16 protein-coding genes are annotated in these 17,598 nt (G+C 34.6%); 10 read left to right on the top strand and 6 right to left on the bottom strand.

What is annotated here, in order from left to right; translation table 11 throughout:
• Positions 1–4: 4 nt before the first annotated feature.
• The 10 genes from rpsM to ACTB0X_RS16190 all read left to right on the top strand — a co-directional run bounded on the left by rpsM (position 5) and on the right by ACTB0X_RS16190 (position 9,915).
• The gene (gene rpsM / locus ACTB0X_RS16235; protein WP_463026087.1) at positions 5–382 is read left to right on the top strand and encodes a 30S ribosomal protein S13; all 378 of its coding nucleotides are present in this window, start codon (positions 5–7) and stop codon (positions 380–382) included.
• Positions 383–399: 17 nt separating this feature from the next.
• Complete coding sequence (gene rpsK / locus ACTB0X_RS16230; RefSeq protein ID WP_463026086.1) at positions 400–786, top strand: 30S ribosomal protein S11; 387 nt, start codon at positions 400–402, stop codon at positions 784–786.
• Between the two features lie 41 nt (positions 787–827).
• Positions 828–1,433 carry a 30S ribosomal protein S4 gene (rpsD, locus tag ACTB0X_RS16225; protein ID WP_463026085.1) on the top strand — a complete coding sequence of 202 codons (606 nt, stop codon included), beginning with the start codon at positions 828–830 and terminating at the stop codon, positions 1,431–1,433.
• Positions 1,434–1,460: 27 nt separating this feature from the next.
• A complete protein-coding gene (locus ACTB0X_RS16220; RefSeq protein WP_463026084.1) occupies positions 1,461–2,453 on the top strand; it encodes a DNA-directed RNA polymerase subunit alpha in 993 nt (330 codons plus the stop codon).
• A gap of 5 nt (positions 2,454–2,458) precedes the next feature.
• Positions 2,459–2,956, top strand: coding sequence for a 50S ribosomal protein L17 (rplQ, locus tag ACTB0X_RS16215; RefSeq protein WP_463026083.1), 498 nt, complete (start codon positions 2,459–2,461; stop codon positions 2,954–2,956).
• 84 nt (positions 2,957–3,040) lie between these two features.
• A complete protein-coding gene (gene carA, locus ACTB0X_RS16210) occupies positions 3,041–4,150 on the top strand; it encodes a glutamine-hydrolyzing carbamoyl-phosphate synthase small subunit (RefSeq protein ID WP_463026082.1) in 1,110 nt (369 codons plus the stop codon).
• A 4-nt stretch (positions 4,151–4,154) separates the two neighbouring features.
• Positions 4,155–5,444 carry a phosphopyruvate hydratase gene (gene eno / locus ACTB0X_RS16205; RefSeq protein ID WP_463026081.1) on the top strand — a complete coding sequence of 430 codons (1,290 nt, stop codon included), beginning with the start codon at positions 4,155–4,157 and terminating at the stop codon, positions 5,442–5,444.
• A gap of 113 nt (positions 5,445–5,557) precedes the next feature.
• The gene (locus ACTB0X_RS16200) at positions 5,558–6,844 is read left to right on the top strand and encodes a citrate synthase (RefSeq protein WP_463026080.1); all 1,287 of its coding nucleotides are present in this window, start codon (positions 5,558–5,560) and stop codon (positions 6,842–6,844) included.
• A 110-nt stretch (positions 6,845–6,954) separates the two neighbouring features.
• Entirely contained in the window at positions 6,955–8,796 is a 1,842-nt protein-coding gene (locus tag ACTB0X_RS16195) for a UbiD family decarboxylase (RefSeq protein WP_463026079.1), read from the top strand.
• 24 nt (positions 8,797–8,820) lie between these two features.
• Entirely contained in the window at positions 8,821–9,915 is a 1,095-nt protein-coding gene (locus ACTB0X_RS16190) for a BamA/TamA family outer membrane protein (protein WP_463026078.1), read from the top strand.
• Positions 9,916–9,973: 58 nt separating this feature from the next.
• On the opposite strand, the gene ACTB0X_RS16185 is transcribed toward ACTB0X_RS16190, so the two are convergent.
• The 6 genes from ACTB0X_RS16185 to ACTB0X_RS16160 form a co-directional block, all read right to left on the bottom strand.
• Entirely contained in the window at positions 9,974–10,498 is a 525-nt protein-coding gene (locus tag ACTB0X_RS16185; protein ID WP_463026077.1) for a DUF1573 domain-containing protein, read from the bottom strand.
• A gap of 37 nt (positions 10,499–10,535) precedes the next feature.
• The gene (locus ACTB0X_RS16180; protein WP_463026076.1) at positions 10,536–12,152 is read right to left on the bottom strand and encodes a S41 family peptidase; all 1,617 of its coding nucleotides are present in this window, start codon (positions 12,150–12,152) and stop codon (positions 10,536–10,538) included.
• Positions 12,153–12,232: 80 nt separating this feature from the next.
• Positions 12,233–13,264, bottom strand: coding sequence for an endonuclease/exonuclease/phosphatase family protein (locus ACTB0X_RS16175; protein WP_463026075.1), 1,032 nt, complete (start codon positions 13,262–13,264; stop codon positions 12,233–12,235).
• Entirely contained in the window at positions 13,261–14,370 is a 1,110-nt protein-coding gene (locus tag ACTB0X_RS16170) for an NAD(P)/FAD-dependent oxidoreductase (RefSeq protein WP_463026074.1), read from the bottom strand. Before ACTB0X_RS16170 ends, ACTB0X_RS16175 begins: the two co-directional genes overlap by 4 nt.
• 4 nt (positions 14,371–14,374) lie before the next feature.
• Positions 14,375–16,129: a hypothetical protein gene (locus ACTB0X_RS16165; protein ID WP_463026073.1), complete on the bottom strand. Its 1,755-nt coding sequence runs from the start codon at positions 16,127–16,129 to the stop codon at positions 14,375–14,377.
• A 75-nt stretch (positions 16,130–16,204) separates the two neighbouring features.
• Complete coding sequence (locus ACTB0X_RS16160; protein WP_463026072.1) at positions 16,205–17,596, bottom strand: hypothetical protein; 1,392 nt, start codon at positions 17,594–17,596, stop codon at positions 16,205–16,207.
• Between the last annotated feature and the right edge of the window lie 2 nt (positions 17,597–17,598).

Below are 17,598 nucleotides of genomic sequence, written 5' to 3'. Positions count from 1 at the left end.
ATATATGGCTAGGATAGCAGGTATAGATTTACCGAAGAACAAAAGAGGTGAAATCGGTTTAACTTACATTTATGGTATTGGTAGAAAGACCGCCCAGAATATTTTAACAGAATCTAAGGTTGATTGGAACACTAAGGTTCAGGACTGGAATGATGATGAGCTTTCTGCAATTAGAAAGGTAATCACTGATGGTATTAAAGTAGAGGGTGCTCTCAGATCAGAAACTCAATTGAACATTAAGCGATTAATGGATATTGGCTGTTATCGTGGAGTTAGACACAGAGTTGGATTGCCTTTAAGAGGACAAAAGACGAAGAACAATGCTCGTACTCGAAAAGGTAAGAAGAAGACTGTTGCAAACAAAAAGAAAGCTACTAAATAGTAAATAAAGTATAGAAGATGGCAAAATCGACTGCGAAAAAGAAAAGAATAGTTAAGGTTGAAGCTGTAGGGCAAGCTCACATACACGCTACTTTTAATAACATAATTATTTCACTTACGAATGCTACAGGACAAGTTATTTCTTGGTCTTCGTCTGGGAAAATGGGATTTAAAGGCTCTAAGAAGAATACACCTTATGCTGCGCAAATGGCAGCACAAGATTGTTCTAAAGTAGCACATGAGGCTGGATTAAGAAAAGTAAAAGTTTATGTAAAAGGTCCAGGTGCGGGTAGAGAATCTGCAATTAGAACTATTCATAATGCAGGTATTGAAGTATCAGAAATTATTGACGTTACACCAGTGCCACATAATGGATGTCGTCCTCCGAAACGTAGACGAGTTTAACATATACTTTAGATTTTTATAAAGAAAAATAAATATTAGAAATGGCAAGATATACAGGTCCTAAATCTAAAATTGCAAGAAAATTCAGAGAACCGATTTTTGGTGCAGACAAAGCGTTAGAAAAAAAGAATTATCCTCCTGGACAACATGGTCCTAACAAAAGAAGAGGAAAGCAATCTGAGTATTCTATTCAATTAATGGAAAAGCAGAAAGCAAAATATACTTATGGTATTCTTGAAAAACAATTTGCTAACCTTTTTGAAAAAGCAAATCGTGCGAAAGGTATTACAGGAGAGAACTTATTGAAGCTTTGTGAAGCTCGATTAGACAACGTGGTTTTTAGATTTGGTATCGCTCCAACTAGAAGTGGAGCTCGCCAACTGGTTGGGCACAGACATATCGTAGTTAACGGTAGCGTGGTGAACATTCCTTCTTATACTGTGAAAGCAGGAGATGTTATAGAAGTTAGAGAAAAGTCTAAGTCATTAGAGACTATCACTGCATCTTTATCATCAAGAAAAAATAACTTTGATTGGTTAGAGTGGGATAATGCTTCAATGAAAGGAAGATTTATCATTTCACCAGAAAGAGAGCAGATTCCTGAAAACATTAAGGAGCAGCTTATCGTGGAATTATACTCTAAATAATTTATTCATTCACAAGAAAAAATAAACATGGCAATATTAGATTTTCAAAGACCTGACAAGGTAATAATGATTGAATCTAACGATTTCGAAGGTCAATTTGAGTTTCGTCCATTAGAACCAGGTTATGGAATTACTGTTGGTAATGCTATTCGCCGAATATTACTTTCTTCTTTAGAAGGATTTGCGATTACTTCTTTAAAAATTGAAGGAGTAGATCACGAATTTGCGACCATAAAAGGTGTTGTAGAAGATGTAACTTCAATAATTTTGAATTTGAAGCAAGTTCGTTTCAAACAACAAATTGAAGGTACTGATAGCGAAAAGGTAGTAGTTACTGTTAGTAACCAAGATAATTTTTCTGCAGGTGACATCGGTAAATTTACATCAGCGTTTCAAGTTTTAAATCCAGATTTAGTTATCTGCAGTATGGAAACATCTGTTAAGTTAACGATGGAAATTACGATTAATAAAGGTAGAGGATATGTTCCTTCTGAAGAGAATGCACTTCCTGAATCAGTAGTTGGAGTTATTCCAATAGATTCAATCTATACCCCTATTAAGAATGTAAAATATAATATAGAGAATTATAGAGTTGAACAAAAAACTGATTATGAAAAATTAGTTTTAACTATCGAAACCGATGGTTCAATTCATCCTAAGGAAGCTTTAAAAGAGTCTGCAAAGATTTTGATTCAGCACTTTATGTTGTTCTCAGACGAGAAAATTACTATTGATAGTGAAGAGAAGTCTGCAGTTGAAGAATTTGATGAGGATTCATTACATATGAGACAATTGTTGAAAAACAAATTAGTGGATATGGATCTTTCAGTTCGAGCTTTAAATTGTTTAAAGGCTGCTGATGTTGAAACTTTAGGGGAACTTGTTACTTTTAACAAGAGTGATCTATTGAAATTCAGAAATTTTGGAAAGAAATCATTAACCGAACTAGACGAATTAGTTGAAAAGAAGGGTCTTCATTTCGGTATGAATGTAGCGAAGTATAAATTAGATAAGGACTAAGGAAAATGAGACACGGTAAAAAGGTTAACCACTTAAGTAGAAAAAGTGGTCATAGAAAAGCAATGCTTTCGAATATGGCTTGTTCTTTAATTGAGCACAAGAGAATTAATACTACATTGGCAAAAGCAAAAGCCTTGAGAGGTTATGTTGAACCTTTGATTACTAAATCTAAGGATGATACAACTCACATGCGTAGAACTGTTTTCAGCTACCTTAGAAGTAAGGATGCTGTTTCTGAACTATTCAGAGACGTTGCACCAAAAGTTGCTGACAGACCAGGAGGATATACGCGTATCATTAAAACGGGTAATCGTTTAGGTGATAATGCTGAAATGTGTATGATGGAGTTAGTAGACTTCAATGAAATATATGTAGGAGGAGCTGAAAAAGCTGCTGCTAAACCAAAAAGAAGCCGAAGAGGTGGAGCTAAAAAGACTGCTGATAAAGAAGTTGAAGCAACCACAAACGAAGCTGAAGAGTCTGACAATACTAAGAATGACTAATTGGTTTTCATAAATAATATAAAAAAGATAAAACAGCCGTTTTATCTTTTTTTTTGAGTAATTTTTTAAACAGTTTAATTTATTATGAAATACTTAAATACTTCACCGGGAGTTATTATTTTAGAAGATGGAACAACTTTCTATGGTAAATCAGCTGGACTGAAAGGTACAGCAACTGGAGAAATCTGTTTCAATACTGGTATGACCGGTTATCAAGAAATCTATACAGATCCTTCTTATTTAGGTCAAATAATTGTGTGTACCACTGCTCATATAGGTAATTATGGTGTAAATGATGATGAAGTTGAGTCTGACGCTGTTAAGATTAATGGGTTAATTTGTAAAAAGTTTGCCAGTGTATATAGTCGAACAATGGCTAATGATTCATTGCAGCATTATTTTGAAAGAAATAATATCGTTGCTATATCTGATATAGATACTCGTGCATTAGTAAGATATATTCGAAATAAAGGTGCTATGAATGTGATCATTTCTTCAGAAGTTGAAGATTTAGATAAATTGAAAAATTTATTAAAGAAAACCCCTTCAATGCAAGGTTTGGAGTTGTCATCTAAGGTTTCTACTAAAGTTGCTTATGATTTGGGCGATCACTCTTCTCCTTATAAAGTGGCCGTTCTAGATTATGGAACAAAGAAAAATATTCTTAGCTGCCTTACCGAACGGAACTGTTCTGTTCGTGTATTTCCAATGAATACTGAATTGGATGAAATTAAAAAATGGGGTGCTGATGGAATTATGTTAAGTAACGGTCCTGGAGATCCATCTTCAATGATGTCTAATGTAGAAATAGTTAAGTCTTTTGTTGGTTCTGGAATTCCGATTTTTGGGATATGTTTAGGCCATCAATTATTGGGATTGTCTTATGGTTTGAAAACCTTAAAAATGCATACTGGCCACAGAGGAATCAATCATCCGGTTAAGAATTTATTAACCACGAAAGGTGAAATTACTTCTCAAAATCATGGTTTTGTTGTTGATGTAGATTCTTTGAGTGTGAATAATGAAGTTGAAATGACTCATGTTCATTTGAATGATAATTCATTAGCAGGAATGAAGTTAAAAAACAAACCGGTTTTTTCTGTCCAGTATCACCCTGAATCTTCACCTGGACCTCATGATTCAAGGTATTTATTTGATGATTTTATAGATTTAATTAAAAAACATAAAAACTAGGTATATGAGTTACATAGCTAAAGTTCATGCTCGACAAATTTTAGACTCAAGAGGAAACCCTACAATTGAGGTAGAAGTTACCGCACAAAATGGTGCCGTTGGAAGAGCGGCAGTGCCTTCGGGTGCTTCAACAGGAATTCATGAGGCTGTGGAGTTACGTGATGGAGATAAAGGGATTTACATGGGGAAGGGCGTATTAAAGGCCGTTCAAAATGTAAATACTACAATTGCTAAGGAGTTAACTGGGGTCTCAGTATTTGAACAAAGTGCTATAGACCATCATCTGATTAAATTAGACGGTACCGAGAATAAATCAAATCTCGGTGCAAATGCTATGCTAGGTGTTTCTTTAGCTATTGCTAGAGCAGGAGCATTGTCTTCTGGTCAATCATTACATAAATACATTGGAGGAGTTAACGCAAGAACACTTCCAATTCCTATGATGAATATATTAAATGGGGGTTCTCACGCTGACAATAGTATCGACTTTCAAGAGTTTATGGTAATGCCTGTTGGTGCAGACTCTTTTAGTACTTCTCTAAGAATGGGAACGGAGATATTTCATCATTTGAAAACCGTACTAAAAAAAGAAAATTATAGTACAAATGTTGGAGATGAAGGCGGGTTCGCTCCTAATTTAAAGTCAAATGAACAGGCCATTGAATATGTTTTAAAAGCAATTGAAGCGGCTGGCTATAGACCGGGAGAAGATGTTTACATTGCTATGGATGCTGCAGCTTCCGAATTTTATAAAGCCGAAGAGAATGTCTATCACTTTCATAAATCCACAGGAGATAAATTAACTCCATCTGAAATGGCTACTTATTGGAAAGATTGGACAAAAAAATATCCCATTATTTCTATTGAAGACGGTCTTGCTGAAGATGATTGGAATGGATGGAAACAATTGACCGATTATATTGGGAAAGATGTACAATTAGTAGGAGATGATTTATTCGTTACTAATGTAAAACGACTAAAAAGAGGAATTGATGAGAACATTGCAAATGCTATTCTTGTTAAAGTGAATCAAATTGGTACATTATCTGAAACGATAGATGCAGTGGATATGGCAAAAACAAATTCATATTTAGCGGTAATGAGCCATCGATCTGGAGAAACTGAAGATAGTATAATTGCTGATTTAGCAGTTGCTCTAAACACCGGTCAGATTAAAACAGGTTCTGCTTCGAGATCTGATAGAATGGCTAAATACAACCAATTGTTGCGAATAGAGGAAGAATTAGGAAATGGTGCAATTTTTCCTGGAAAAAGCTTCAAATTTGCAAGATAAGTATTTGTGATTTGCTTGTTTGTTGACTAAATTAGCAAACAGAATCACACATGAATTTCGAGCTTTGTGTGGATTGAAAATAAAAAAATAACACTTTAAACATAAATATATATATGTCTGAATTTGTAGAAGTTAAAGTTGGTGATAAAGTATACCAACTGCCTATTATTGAAGGAACCGAGGGCGAGCGTGCTATTGATATTGCAAAGCTAAGAGCAGAATCTGGTTTGGTAACGATAGATCCTGGTTTTAAAAATACTGGATCAACCGAAAGTGCAATCACTTTCTTGGATGGGGAAAAGGGTATTTTAAGGTATAGAGGTTATTCTATTGAGGAATTAGCAGAAAAATCTACATTTTTAGAAGTATCTTATTTATTAATTAATGGTGAACTTCCAACAGAAGCTCAGTTGAAAAAGTTTAGGTCAGACATTACGCACCATACTTTAATTCATGAGGATATTAAGAGTATTTTAGATGGTTTCCCATCAAATGCTCATCCAATGGGAGTGTTGTCTTCGTTGGTGTCTTCATTAACAGCTTTTTATCCGGAATCTTTAGATCCAAACAGATCAGCGGAAGGTGTTAATTTGAGTATTCTAAGAATTCTAGCTAAGCTGCCAACAATGGCTGCTTGGGCATACAAGAATGAAATTGGACATCCTGTAAATTATCCTGATAATCGATTGGACTATTGTTCAAACTTTTTGAAAATGATGTTTTCATTGCCAACTGATGATTACAAAGTCGATCCAGTTGTAGCTAGTGCACTAGATAAATTATTGATTTTACATGCTGATCATGAACAAAACTGTTCTACTTCAACTGTAAGGTTGGTAGGTTCTTCACATGCTAGTCTTTATGCATCACTTTCTGGTGGAATCAATGCACTTTGGGGACCACTTCATGGTGGAGCAAACCAAGCTGTAATTGAAATGTTAGAAGCTATTCAAGCTGATGGTGGTGATGTTAAAAAATACATGGCAAAAGCGAAGGATAAAGATGATCCATTTAGATTGATGGGCTTTGGTCATAGAGTTTATAAGAACTTTGATCCTAGAGCGAAGATTATCAAGAAAGCCGCAGATGATGTTTTAGAAAAATTAGGAATCAACGATCCAATTTTGGAAATCGCAAAAGGATTGGAAGAAGTTGCATTAAGTGATCCATATTTCATTGAAAGAAAATTATATCCTAACGTAGATTTCTACTCAGGAATTATCTACAGAGCAATCGGAATCCCAACTTCAATGTTTACAGTAATGTTTGCAATTGGTAGATTACCTGGATGGATTGCACAATGGAAAGAAATGAGAGAGAACGGTGAGCCAATTGGACGACCTAGACAAATATATACTGGGGCCAACTTGAGACCTTTCGTTCCGATGGAAAAAAGATAAACTTAGAAAGTTATAGTAAAAGACCTATCGTGACCATTCACTTTAGGTCTTTTTTTATTTTAGAAAACTCTTATATAGGTTGGTTGTTTTATTGGTAAATGGAATAGGGTATGGGTTACAAAAGCATGCAGGAATGCATTTCTGATTTAGAAAAAAATGGACATCTTATTCGCATTAAAGAAGAGGTCGATCCTTATCTTGAAATGGCGGCTATTCATTTAAGGGTATTTGAAAATAATGGGCCAGCGATACTATTTGAAAATGTAAAAGGTTGTGAATTTCAAACTGTGTCCAATCTATTTGGGTCAATAGAGCGATCCAAATTTATGTTTCGAGATACGATTGAGAAAGTTGAGCAATTGATACATTTAAAAGGCGATCCACTTTCTGCATTAAAACACCCTTTAAAGAATATTTCTGTTCCTTTTACTGCCTTGACAGCATTACCCAAAAAATCGAGGCAGAATCCAGTGATGGAATGTGAAACTAAAATTTCATCACTGCCACAAATTCAATGTTGGCCAATGGATGGAGGTCCTTTTGTTACTTTGCCAATTGTGTACAGTGAAGATATTGATAAACCTGGGGTGATGAACTCAAATTTGGGAATGTATCGAATTCAATTGGGTGGGAATGAATACATCCAAGATAAAGAAATCGGCTTGCACTATCAATTACATCGAGGTATTGGTGTTCACCAAACTAAAGCAAACTCAATTGGAGAGCCATTAAAGGTTAGTATTTTTGTCGGAGGACCACCTTCGCATACTTTTGCTGCAGTGATGCCTTTGCCTGAGGGAATTTCAGAATTAACTTTTGCCGGCGCCTTAGGAGCCCGACGATTCAGATACTGTTACGATAAGGATGGTTTTGCTGTTTCTTCTGAGGCCGATTTTGTAATTACAGGAGAAGTATACCCGAATGAGAACAAACCGGAAGGGCCGTTCGGTGATCACTTAGGCTATTATAGTTTAAAGCACGACTTTCCTTTAATGAAAGTACGCAAGGTGTATCATCGAAAAGGTGCTATTTGGCCTTTTACTGTGGTAGGTCGGCCACCACAAGAGGACACCAGTTTTGGCGCTTTAATTCATGAACTGACCGGTGCTGCTATTCCTCAAGAAATACCTGGATTGCACGCTGTTCATGCTGTAGATGCTGCAGGTGTACACCCATTACTTTTTGCTATTGGTAGTGAAAGATATACTCCATACTTAAAGGATAAAGCTCCCAAAGAATTGCTTACAATAGCCAATCATATATTAGGTACAGGTCAACTGAGTCTTGCTAAGTATTTATTTATTGCGAATAAGGCTGACAATCCCTCTATGGATATTCATGAAGAAGCAGAATTTCTAAAAGGAATATTAGAAAGAATTGATTTGCAAAGAGACCTTCATTTTTATACTAAAACAAGTATTGATACTTTAGATTATAGCGGAGATGGTTTAAATACAGGCTCTAAATTAGTTGTTGCTGCTTCAGGGGATAAAATTAGAACATTAGGAAACCAATGTCCAAATTTTGAAAACATACCTGAAGGGTTTTGTGATCCTGTTGTCGTATTACCTGGAATTATTGCATTTTCTGGAATTTCTTTTAAATCCTATATAAATGAAAAAAGTAGGATTGAGGTTTTATCAAAATACCTAGAAAGCTATCGAGAAGAAATAAATAGTTTTCCACTTATTTTAGTTTCAGATAATAGTGAGTTTACTGCAGCTACCTTAAATAATTTTCTTTGGGAAACATTTACGAAGAGCAATCCTTCGCACGATATTTATGGAGTTGATGAATCTTTTATAAATAAGCATTGGGGAGCCCAAACAGCAGTAATAATAGATTCTAGAACCAAGCCACATCATGCTCCTCCATTAGTAAAGGATCCTAACATTGAAAAAAGAGTTGATCGTTTGGGAGAAAAAGGAGCTTCTTTGTACGGAATTATTTAACTTCATTGTCAAAATAATTCACATTTGAAGAAACTTATAATTTTCATTTGCTTCACTTTCTTAACCCTTTCAGGATTTAGTCAAGAGAATAAGGTGGATAAAGAAGCAGATAGTGTTAAGAGATTTCATTTTACACCACTGCCAGTTGTTTATTATACCCCAGAAACTAGATGGGCATATGGTGCTGTAGGATTTTTCTCATTTCGATTTAAAAATCAATCCAAATCCTCTCGTAATTCTCAGTTTCAGTTAGGAGGCGCTTATACTCAAGAAAAACAATCCTTGTTTTATCTGCCGTTTCAGTTATATTGGAAAAATGATCAGTATTATGCCTTTGGAGAAGTAGGTTATTACGATTACACCTATAATTTCTGGGGTGTTGGATCCAATTCAAAAGCTTCCTCAGAAGAAAATTATGAAGTTAATTTCCCAAGGGTTCGATTAAATTATACGAAACTATTTGGTAAGAATGTGTATGCTGGGATTCGATATTGGTTTGATAACTATGAATTAGGTGACGTGCTGGCTGGAGGAATCTTAGATAGAGAAATAGTTAAGGGGGCAAAAGGTGGAATTGTTTCTAGTTTGGGAGCTATTGGTATCTATGATACAAGAGACAATTACAATTTCCCTTTAAAAGGGACTTACCTTGAACTTGTGGTTACTCAAAATGGTAAATATTTTGGAAGTCCTTTTGAGTTTACACGAATTTCAATTGATTATGTAAAATACATTGAAACAGTTAAAAAGCAAGTGCTCGCAATGAATTTTTATGCTGTAAACATGTATGGAGCTCCACCTTTTAATGAAATGGCTTTATTAGGAGGTAGAAGGAAAATGAGAGGGTATTATGAAGGAAGGTATCGAGAACGCAATTTATTGGTACTTCAAGGAGAATATCGAGTGCCACTCTTATGGAAATTTGGTGTTGTTGCATTTGGGGGAATTGCAAGTGTTGCAAATCAATTGGATGAATTTAAAGCTAAAACTATTAAGCCTTCTTATGGAGCAGGAATTCGCTTTGCATTAGATGAAGATGACAAAGTTAATATCCGATTGGATATGGGGTTTGGCCAAAATACAAGCGGATTTTATTTAACAATTGGGGAAGCATTTTAAAAAGAAAACGCCTTCTTGATTTTTCAAGAAGGCGTTTTGAATAGTTTTAATTTGGATACTAACCCTCTGGTTGTTCACCTGCATTAACATTTGCTTTAATTCTCAAAACAGTTGTTGAAGGCTCAGTGTTTGCTGTAATACTTACAGTTTTTGTTTGCTGATTAACCTGTTTCCCTGGACTATAGACTACTTCAATCTCACCTGTTTCCCCTGGAGCGATTGGATTTCTTGGGTAGTTTGGTACGGTACAACCACAAGATCCAGTTGCATTTGAAATAATCAAAGGATTCTCACCGGTATTTGTAAATGTGAATATTTTTGTGTTTTTGGTATCTTGATCGATCGCACCAAAATCATGTTCCATTTCTTTGAAAGCAATAGATGTAGCAGGACCTGCTGGCACTTCTGGAGCACTTTGCATATCCATATCGGTGTTTGCTGGTGTAGCTGCTAAGTTATTAGTCGGTGTAACCACTTCTGTTTGTTGATAATCTACACCGCTGTCTGTAAAAATCATGTAAGAGTTAATCACTGTAAGTAGACCGATTCCGGCTACAATTCCTATAAGTGTGTTGTTTTTCATTTTAAATAAAATTTATTGGTTGTTGTAAAATTATGAACTATTTTTTATTCTCTTCTAGTAATCCCATAAAATCATCTTTCTGCAAAACTTTTAAAGCTTCTTGATAAGCTTCATTCAATTCATTGATGACTTCAAAGTATTCAGAAACATCAAATAAATTTCTTGCTAAAAGGGCCTTTAATTGAATCTTAATTAGTTTTTCTGACGTTGCAATATCTGTTTGGTTGCGTTCAATTTCTTTCTTTTTCTCCGCATAAGTATAAAAATCTTCCAAAAGTTCTGCATTTACTTCAAAGTTAGAATTGTAAGATTTAAATGTTGGATATTCTTTAGCTAACTTCTTTCTATTTTTATCCAAATAAACTAAAGTAAATTGATTGTAAGCACCAGTACGTATCAATTTTGAATTGTAATCAGATGATAAAGAAGTATCAATTGGGACGAACATATCTGGCATGATTCCACCACCTCCATAAACAGTTCGTTTATTGGGGGTGTAATATTTTAATGAATCAGGGAAGTTGATGCTATCCGATGAAAATAACTCACCATGCTTGTATCTATTCACTATGTCTTTATAATAGGCGTCTTTACCTTCTTCATATGACTTCTGAATAGACCTTCCTGTGGGAGTATAATACTTTGCTGTTGTCAACCTCACAGCTGAACCATCAGGCAGTGGAAATGGCTTTTGCACTAAACCTTTCCCAAAAGATCGTCGACCAATAATTAAGCCTCGATCCCAGTCTTGTATTGCTCCAGAAACGATTTCACTGGCCGAAGCAGAACCTTCATCAATCAATACTACTAACTTTCCCTTTTCAAAGTTTCCTCTTGAGGTAGCTTTATAATCCTCTTTTTTTTGTTTGTCACCCTCAGTGTAAACAATCATCTTATTGTCGCCCAAGAATTCATCTGCCAGGGTAAATGCGGTGTTTAAGTATCCACCACCATTTCCTCTTAGGTCTAAAATCAAATCTTGTAAACCCTGTTTTTTGAGTTTTAATAATGCTTCATCAAACTCCTCTGTAGTGTTTCTAGCAAAACGATTAATCTTAATATACCCAATCTCTGGAGTGGCCATATAGGCTGCGTCTAGACTAAATATTGGAATCTTGTCTCTTTCTATGGCATAAGGAATCAATTCTTTTTCGCCAAACCTCTTGATCTCAACATTTACAGTTGTTCCTTTTTTGCCTCTCAATCGATCAGCAACTCCACTGTTTGAAATTTTAACTCCTGCCACTAATTCTCCTTCAATATTGACTATTTTATCTCCTGATTGAATTCCTAATTTTTCAGAAGGACCGCCAGATATTGGAGAAACAACAGTAATAGTGTCATTTAATATGTTAAATTGAATTCCTACACCTTCAAAGTTACCTTCTAAAGGCTCATTCATTTTTTGCAATTCATCTTTTGGAATATATACCGAATGTGGATCTAATTCTTTCAATACAGCAACAATTGCATTGTCTACCATTTGAGAATTATTCACTGTATCCACATAAGCGTAATTTACTATGCTCAATAAAGTATTGAATTTTTGGATTCCTTTTTCTTGCTCTGCGCTCATTGTTTGAGCAGTTGAAGCAGTAATTGACATTCCTGCTAAAATGAGCGAACAGAAACTTATTTTTAGAACTTTTGTCATAATTTATAATTCAAAGAGATCAAATTTAATTAAAAATGAGTGCTATTACAGTTAAGAAAAGTTAAGCTATAGTTGGTTAGCTATTTTGTTACAATGAGTCTAAAATAAGTGGCTAAGTGATCGGAGTAGCCTCCAAAGTATTTATTACCTCCATATGTTCGACCGGGTGATGTTTCCCCAGCATCATTAGTATACATTACGATTTCATCTCTATAAATTAAAGCCTTATTGTCCTCAACATGCATTGAATTAGTAGTCTGTGTTAGGTTTTTTGAGACTATTATTTGATCCAACATGTTCCACTCTCCTCTATAATTATAAGTACCTCGTTTTTCCATTGCTTCAGCGTACGAAAGGTTATTTAAAAAGCAGGCTTCTTCCAAAGGACACGCATTTAAAACTTCTCTTATGCTCGAATTATCAGGCATGTCGTTAAAGTCACCCATTAAAATTATTGTTGGATCTTTTTCCTTCCCTACTATTAAGTCGATTTGATTTTTTAGAATTCTTGCTACTTCCTTTCGTTTTGGTTCAGATATTTCCTGACCACCACTTCTTGAGGGGAAATGATTAATAAAAAAATGAACCGAAGTTTTTGTATTCTTTATTGTAGCTTCTATATGTAAAATGTCTCTTGTATGATCGGATTTAAATTTTTCTAAATCAATCTCTATTGGAGTTGCGTTAACTATAGATAGATAATCTTTTCTATAAATGAATGCATTATCGATGCCTCTTTCATCCGGGCTATCAAAATGAATAATCCCATATTCTCCTTCTTTCAGCAGGTCTGAATTGACTAAATCAGTTACGACACTCTTATTTTCAACTTCACATAAACCAAAGGCCAATGGAAAATCTCCTTGACCAGCGTTAAGGATAACACTACTTATTTTTTGAATCTTGTCTAAATATTTTATTTCATCCCATTGTTTTTCAGAGCCAGGTACAAATTCATCATCATTAATCTGTGGGTCATCATCTATGTCAAATAGATTTTCTACATTATAAAAACCAATTGTATATATTTTTGAATTAGAATCTTTTGATGAATCTTTTGTGGTACTGCAAGCTAAAAATAGTAATACAGGAATAAAAAATAACTTTTTCATTTGTTAATGTTTTCTAGTGTTAATAACGCAGCTTCTTCTCCAATTAGACTTCCGAGTGCAATTCCCATTCCTCCTAATTTAACCGCTACGATTAATTGATTATTAATTCTTTTTATTATTGGGTACTTATCCTCACCAAATGCCATTATACCAGCCCATTGTTGATCTATTTCAAAAGTGGCAGAAGGTAGTATAATGGACTTTAAATCTTCTACTAATTTAGATTGAATTTTTGGATTCAGTAATAATTCAGTGGTTTCTTCTGATCGAGAATCTATATTTCTTCCTCCACCAAATAAAACCCTATTTCCAACATTTCTAAAGTAGAAATACCCATCATCATAGTGAAATACACCTTTGAATTTAAGGTTTTTTAGTGGTTTAGTAATCAATACTTGTCCTCTCCCGGGCACCAAATCGATAGTGGGTATTATTTTTTGAGTAAATGCATTGGTACAAACAACAATTTGTTTGCATTGAAAGTTAGTGTCTTTTGTTTTAATTCCTTTGTTCAGAATCTCTAAAACTGGGGTGTTTGTGTAAAGCCGGATATCAAGCTTTCCTGCAATCTTTAGCAGGGAGTTCATCATTTTTCCAGTATTTATTTGACCTTCAAAAGGATTTTTGATTAGCTGTTTTATCTGATTTGAATCAAACCCAAACTTTTCGATTAATCCATTGTCAATTGAAAATACATCCTCTGCGAAAATAGGGAAGAGCAAGCGATTAATTCTGTCGATCTCAGGTTGAGGAATTGGTTTGAAAAGCAATTCATAACCCCCATTATTTTCGAAATCTAAATTGGATTCGCCAATACGAGAAATTAATAATTTAAGCCCATTCCATCTTTTTCGAACAAGTTCAACCATTTTTGAAGAACCCATCTTTTTTTCATCTTCAAGAAGTTCTGTAATACTCCCAAAACATGCGAATCCTGCATTTTTTGTTGATGCACCTGAATGGAATACTCCTGATTCGAAAATAGCGATAGTAGCATTGGGACTTTTTTCTTTAATTGAAATAGCTGTTGATAATCCTGTTATTCCACCTCCAATTATTCCTACATCATATGATAGGAGTGACTCATTTTCCCAGAAACTATTCATGAAATTAATTTCCAATCAAAGGCGATTGTTGAATAGGATTAACGCCGACGGATTTTAATGGAACCTTTTTACCACCTTTGAAAGCAGCCACAAATGCACCTTTAAATCCTGAAAGAGACATTTTAACTTTATGCTTTGCAGCTTCTTCAAAAGTATCAAATGCACCTGAATAATATCTATAAATATTATCGGTCTCAATCACTATTAAATTATCGATATCCTTAAAGTAAGAATCCTCTGGTTTTGTTTTAAATGCTCCCAATTGAATTCTAAAAACTACTTTGTTAGGGTCTATCGCAGATGAGGAGTTGTTGTCAACTGGTTTCAACTCATTTACTCTTTGACCTGCGTCATTATAACTGTTGTCTTTAGCACGCTCTTCAATAGTTGGATTTAACCCCAATTTAGAAATTTCGGTTTTACGAGTTACAACATCCTGTAAATTATTAGAACTTCCTACAGAATACACTACAGTAGAGTCTTTTACTTCGGTTTTTAAATCAGGAAGGTTCAATAACTGTTCTATTCCTTCCGGCTCCATTCCCCTTGCATATTCACCAACATTTATTCTAAACCTACTTTGTGATTTTGATTTGCCTGTGAAATTTGTAGAAACAACATCTGCAAATTCTCCTGTAGTGTCTGAATATCTCAAGTATGATTCATAAATCATTTCGTCAGTTAAATAAACTCCCTCAGCATTTACAGTAGTGCCCGGTGAGTTAATTTCTTTATCAAGGTAATCCGCCAATCCGTCGCCATCACTATCAACTGGGCAACCTAAAGTATCTACTTCTGTTCCAAGGGGAGTATTTGGACATTTATCATAAAAATCAATGATACCATCTTCATCGTAATCATTATTGTCGTAGGCTGCAAAGTCAATCACTTCATCTTTATCAAACCCATCTTTGTAGGAGTCCACTTTTCTAAAGTTATAAGTAATAGAAACGGTCGATGCTAAAAAATAATCATTGTTCGCATTTGCTCTATCTCCTGCAAGTCTGCTTGGAGGTGAGTGCACATCAATTCCATCTATGTCATCAGTAAAGGTTAAATGGATGGTAGATGCTAATCTAAAATTAATTTGATCCGTAATTTTCAAACCAAATCCAACTCCCAAAGGAATTGCCACTCCTCTTTCAGGATATAAACTTTTTCCACCAAATTGGGCTTGGCGAATATCAGTTTCATAAGAATAATCACGAGTTACTTCCACAGCAAACTCTGCACCTGGGTCATCCTGAGCGATATTTCTGATTGTTCCATCGTTCCAGTAATAATAAGGATTCCCTTTACTGTCGAGAAGATCAGTTTTGGAATTAAACTCAAAAATCTCAACACCTGCTGTGATAAATGGACTGAAATTTCTATCTGGATTTAAGAAATTCCCAAAATTGTATTCAAAGTTTAATCCACTTGCTCGAATAGTCGTTTCAAAGTTTAGGTTTCTCTCCACACGTCTTTCTTCAACACGCATTTTTCCAAACATGAAATAGACATTTAAACTCAAATAGTCTAAAATGGGTTGATGAACATATAATTCATAAACTGGATTGCTCACAAATGGATTACCGTATTTATAATCCCTAAGATCTCCGTAAAACGAAATGAGACCAACTCCTAAACCAATTGTAGGGGGAGTGAAGGTTGATGGAGATTTTTCTGTTGCTTCTGTAGTATCAGACTCATATTGAGCAGATAAATTAATCGAAAACAACAAGCATAGTATGGTTATAAAAAGGGATGAGGTTTTCATTGGCTTGCACTCTAGTTATCAGGATTTAAATATACGTGCTTTTTTGTAATTTATGAAGAAAGCAAGCCCAGAATGTTACTTAAACCACTGTTGGTTGCTAATCATTAATGCCTCCTGAACTGTAATTCGGTTACCTTGATTGTATGCAGTTACAAATGCATCAGAAATTTTATTGTTTGCTGCCCATACTTGATTTCTTTTATCCCTAGCTTCTTTATAAACTGGAAATTTACCTATGGTATATTTTCTCCATCCTTCATGAAATTCTGTAGCAACTTGTTCTGATATGGAATGTACTTTCGAAAAGTAGTTATTCGCCACTTCTTTATGTCCCGCTGCAATTTGAACTTTATAGGATATTCCTGTTTCCGGGGATGGGATGTTTGTAATGTTTTCTACTAGTTTATCTTCTTTAATTTCAGGTTGTTTAGTTTGAATAGGAGTCTCTACAATTTCTTCATTTTTTACTTGTGTGACTTCCTCTTTTGCTTCTTTGATCACTTCAGGTTTCACTTCTTCTTCAATCTTTTCCGGCGCAACGTCAGCTAATTGTTCAGTTTTATCAACTTCGGTTATATTGTCAGTGTTTATGATTGAAGCGGATAAATTAGTAGCATAGGTCTCTTCATTTTTTAAGTAGGAAAATTTTCCAGTTATTTCTGGTTCACCCGTAATTTCAGCAGTAGCTTCGATGATGTAGGTTGAAGTTACTGACTCGCCAAATGGCAATGCCATCCAAAGTAATTTTACTTGATTTCCTTTGAATGAAAAGAAACCTTCATTGGAATTTTCTTCTGAAGCAACAAATCCATTTGGAATTGTTTCTTCAATTTTTCCAAAACTGTTAATTTCATTTTTTTCAAGAATAAGTGTCACTCTAAACTGATTTGTTTTGTTTGGGATTTGAGCAATTTCCCTATAAATTAAATAATCATCTCCCTCTGCAACCAGTTGGTTTTTAGGTTTGCCTTGTTTTGTCGCTTTTTTCTCTTCTTTTTGACTTGGTTTCTCCATTTTTGTTTCAGATGCAATAGCATTCTCTTTACCTATTGTTACTGATGATGGGCCAAAATCAATATTTTGTCTTTCATTTTCCTCAATGTATGAAAACTTTCCTGAAAATGAGGCAGGACTTTGAACATCACTATTCGGTGTTAAAGCATATTTAACTAGAATTTCATTTTCTGATGGAAGAGCAATCCAAATAATCTTTAAAATATTGTCTTTAAATGAAAATGTTCCTCCTTTTGAGTCAATTATTTCAACATTAAATCCTCTTGGTATGTCTTGTTGAAGTTTAGCGAATCCATTTAATTCATTTTTTGTAATGGTTACCTCAATCGTATCTGTTACATTGATTTCCATATTGGTTGGGAAGTCTTGTTTTACTGTAACTACTTCGCCATAAAATAGTTCAAAAATAACAACCCCAATAAGGTTTAATAATAGAATAATCGACTTTACCATCT

It is taken from the genome of Acidiluteibacter sp. (genome assembly GCF_055129545.1).
Note: the sequence above shows the minus strand (reverse complement) of the source record. Positions and strands in the feature narration are given on the sequence as shown.

What these genes read in the sequence shown, in the direction of transcription:
- ACTB0X_RS16165 (WP_463026073.1), bottom strand. Translation starts at nt 16,129, where the DNA reads ATGAAAACCTCATCCCTTTTTATAACCATACTATGCTTGTTGTTTTCG.
- rpsD (WP_463026085.1), top strand. Translation starts at nt 828, where the DNA reads ATGGCAAGATATACAGGTCCTAAATCTAAAATTGCAAGAAAATTCAGA.
- ACTB0X_RS16220 (WP_463026084.1), top strand. Translation starts at nt 1,461, where the DNA reads ATGGCAATATTAGATTTTCAAAGACCTGACAAGGTAATAATGATTGAA.
- rplQ (WP_463026083.1), top strand. Translation starts at nt 2,459, where the DNA reads ATGAGACACGGTAAAAAGGTTAACCACTTAAGTAGAAAAAGTGGTCAT.
- rpsK (WP_463026086.1), top strand. Translation starts at nt 400, where the DNA reads ATGGCAAAATCGACTGCGAAAAAGAAAAGAATAGTTAAGGTTGAAGCT.
- ACTB0X_RS16180 (WP_463026076.1), bottom strand. Translation starts at nt 12,152, where the DNA reads ATGACAAAAGTTCTAAAAATAAGTTTCTGTTCGCTCATTTTAGCAGGA.
- ACTB0X_RS16175 (WP_463026075.1), bottom strand. Translation starts at nt 13,264, where the DNA reads ATGAAAAAGTTATTTTTTATTCCTGTATTACTATTTTTAGCTTGCAGT.
- eno (WP_463026081.1), top strand. Translation starts at nt 4,155, where the DNA reads ATGAGTTACATAGCTAAAGTTCATGCTCGACAAATTTTAGACTCAAGA.
- carA (WP_463026082.1), top strand. Translation starts at nt 3,041, where the DNA reads ATGAAATACTTAAATACTTCACCGGGAGTTATTATTTTAGAAGATGGA.
- ACTB0X_RS16200 (WP_463026080.1), top strand. Translation starts at nt 5,558, where the DNA reads ATGTCTGAATTTGTAGAAGTTAAAGTTGGTGATAAAGTATACCAACTG.
- ACTB0X_RS16195 (WP_463026079.1), top strand. Translation starts at nt 6,955, where the DNA reads ATGGGTTACAAAAGCATGCAGGAATGCATTTCTGATTTAGAAAAAAAT.
- ACTB0X_RS16160 (WP_463026072.1), bottom strand. Translation starts at nt 17,596, where the DNA reads ATGGTAAAGTCGATTATTCTATTATTAAACCTTATTGGGGTTGTTATT.
- ACTB0X_RS16185 (WP_463026077.1), bottom strand. Translation starts at nt 10,498, where the DNA reads ATGAAAAACAACACACTTATAGGAATTGTAGCCGGAATCGGTCTACTT.
- ACTB0X_RS16170 (WP_463026074.1), bottom strand. Translation starts at nt 14,370, where the DNA reads ATGAATAGTTTCTGGGAAAATGAGTCACTCCTATCATATGATGTAGGA.
- rpsM (WP_463026087.1), top strand. Translation starts at nt 5, where the DNA reads ATGGCTAGGATAGCAGGTATAGATTTACCGAAGAACAAAAGAGGTGAA.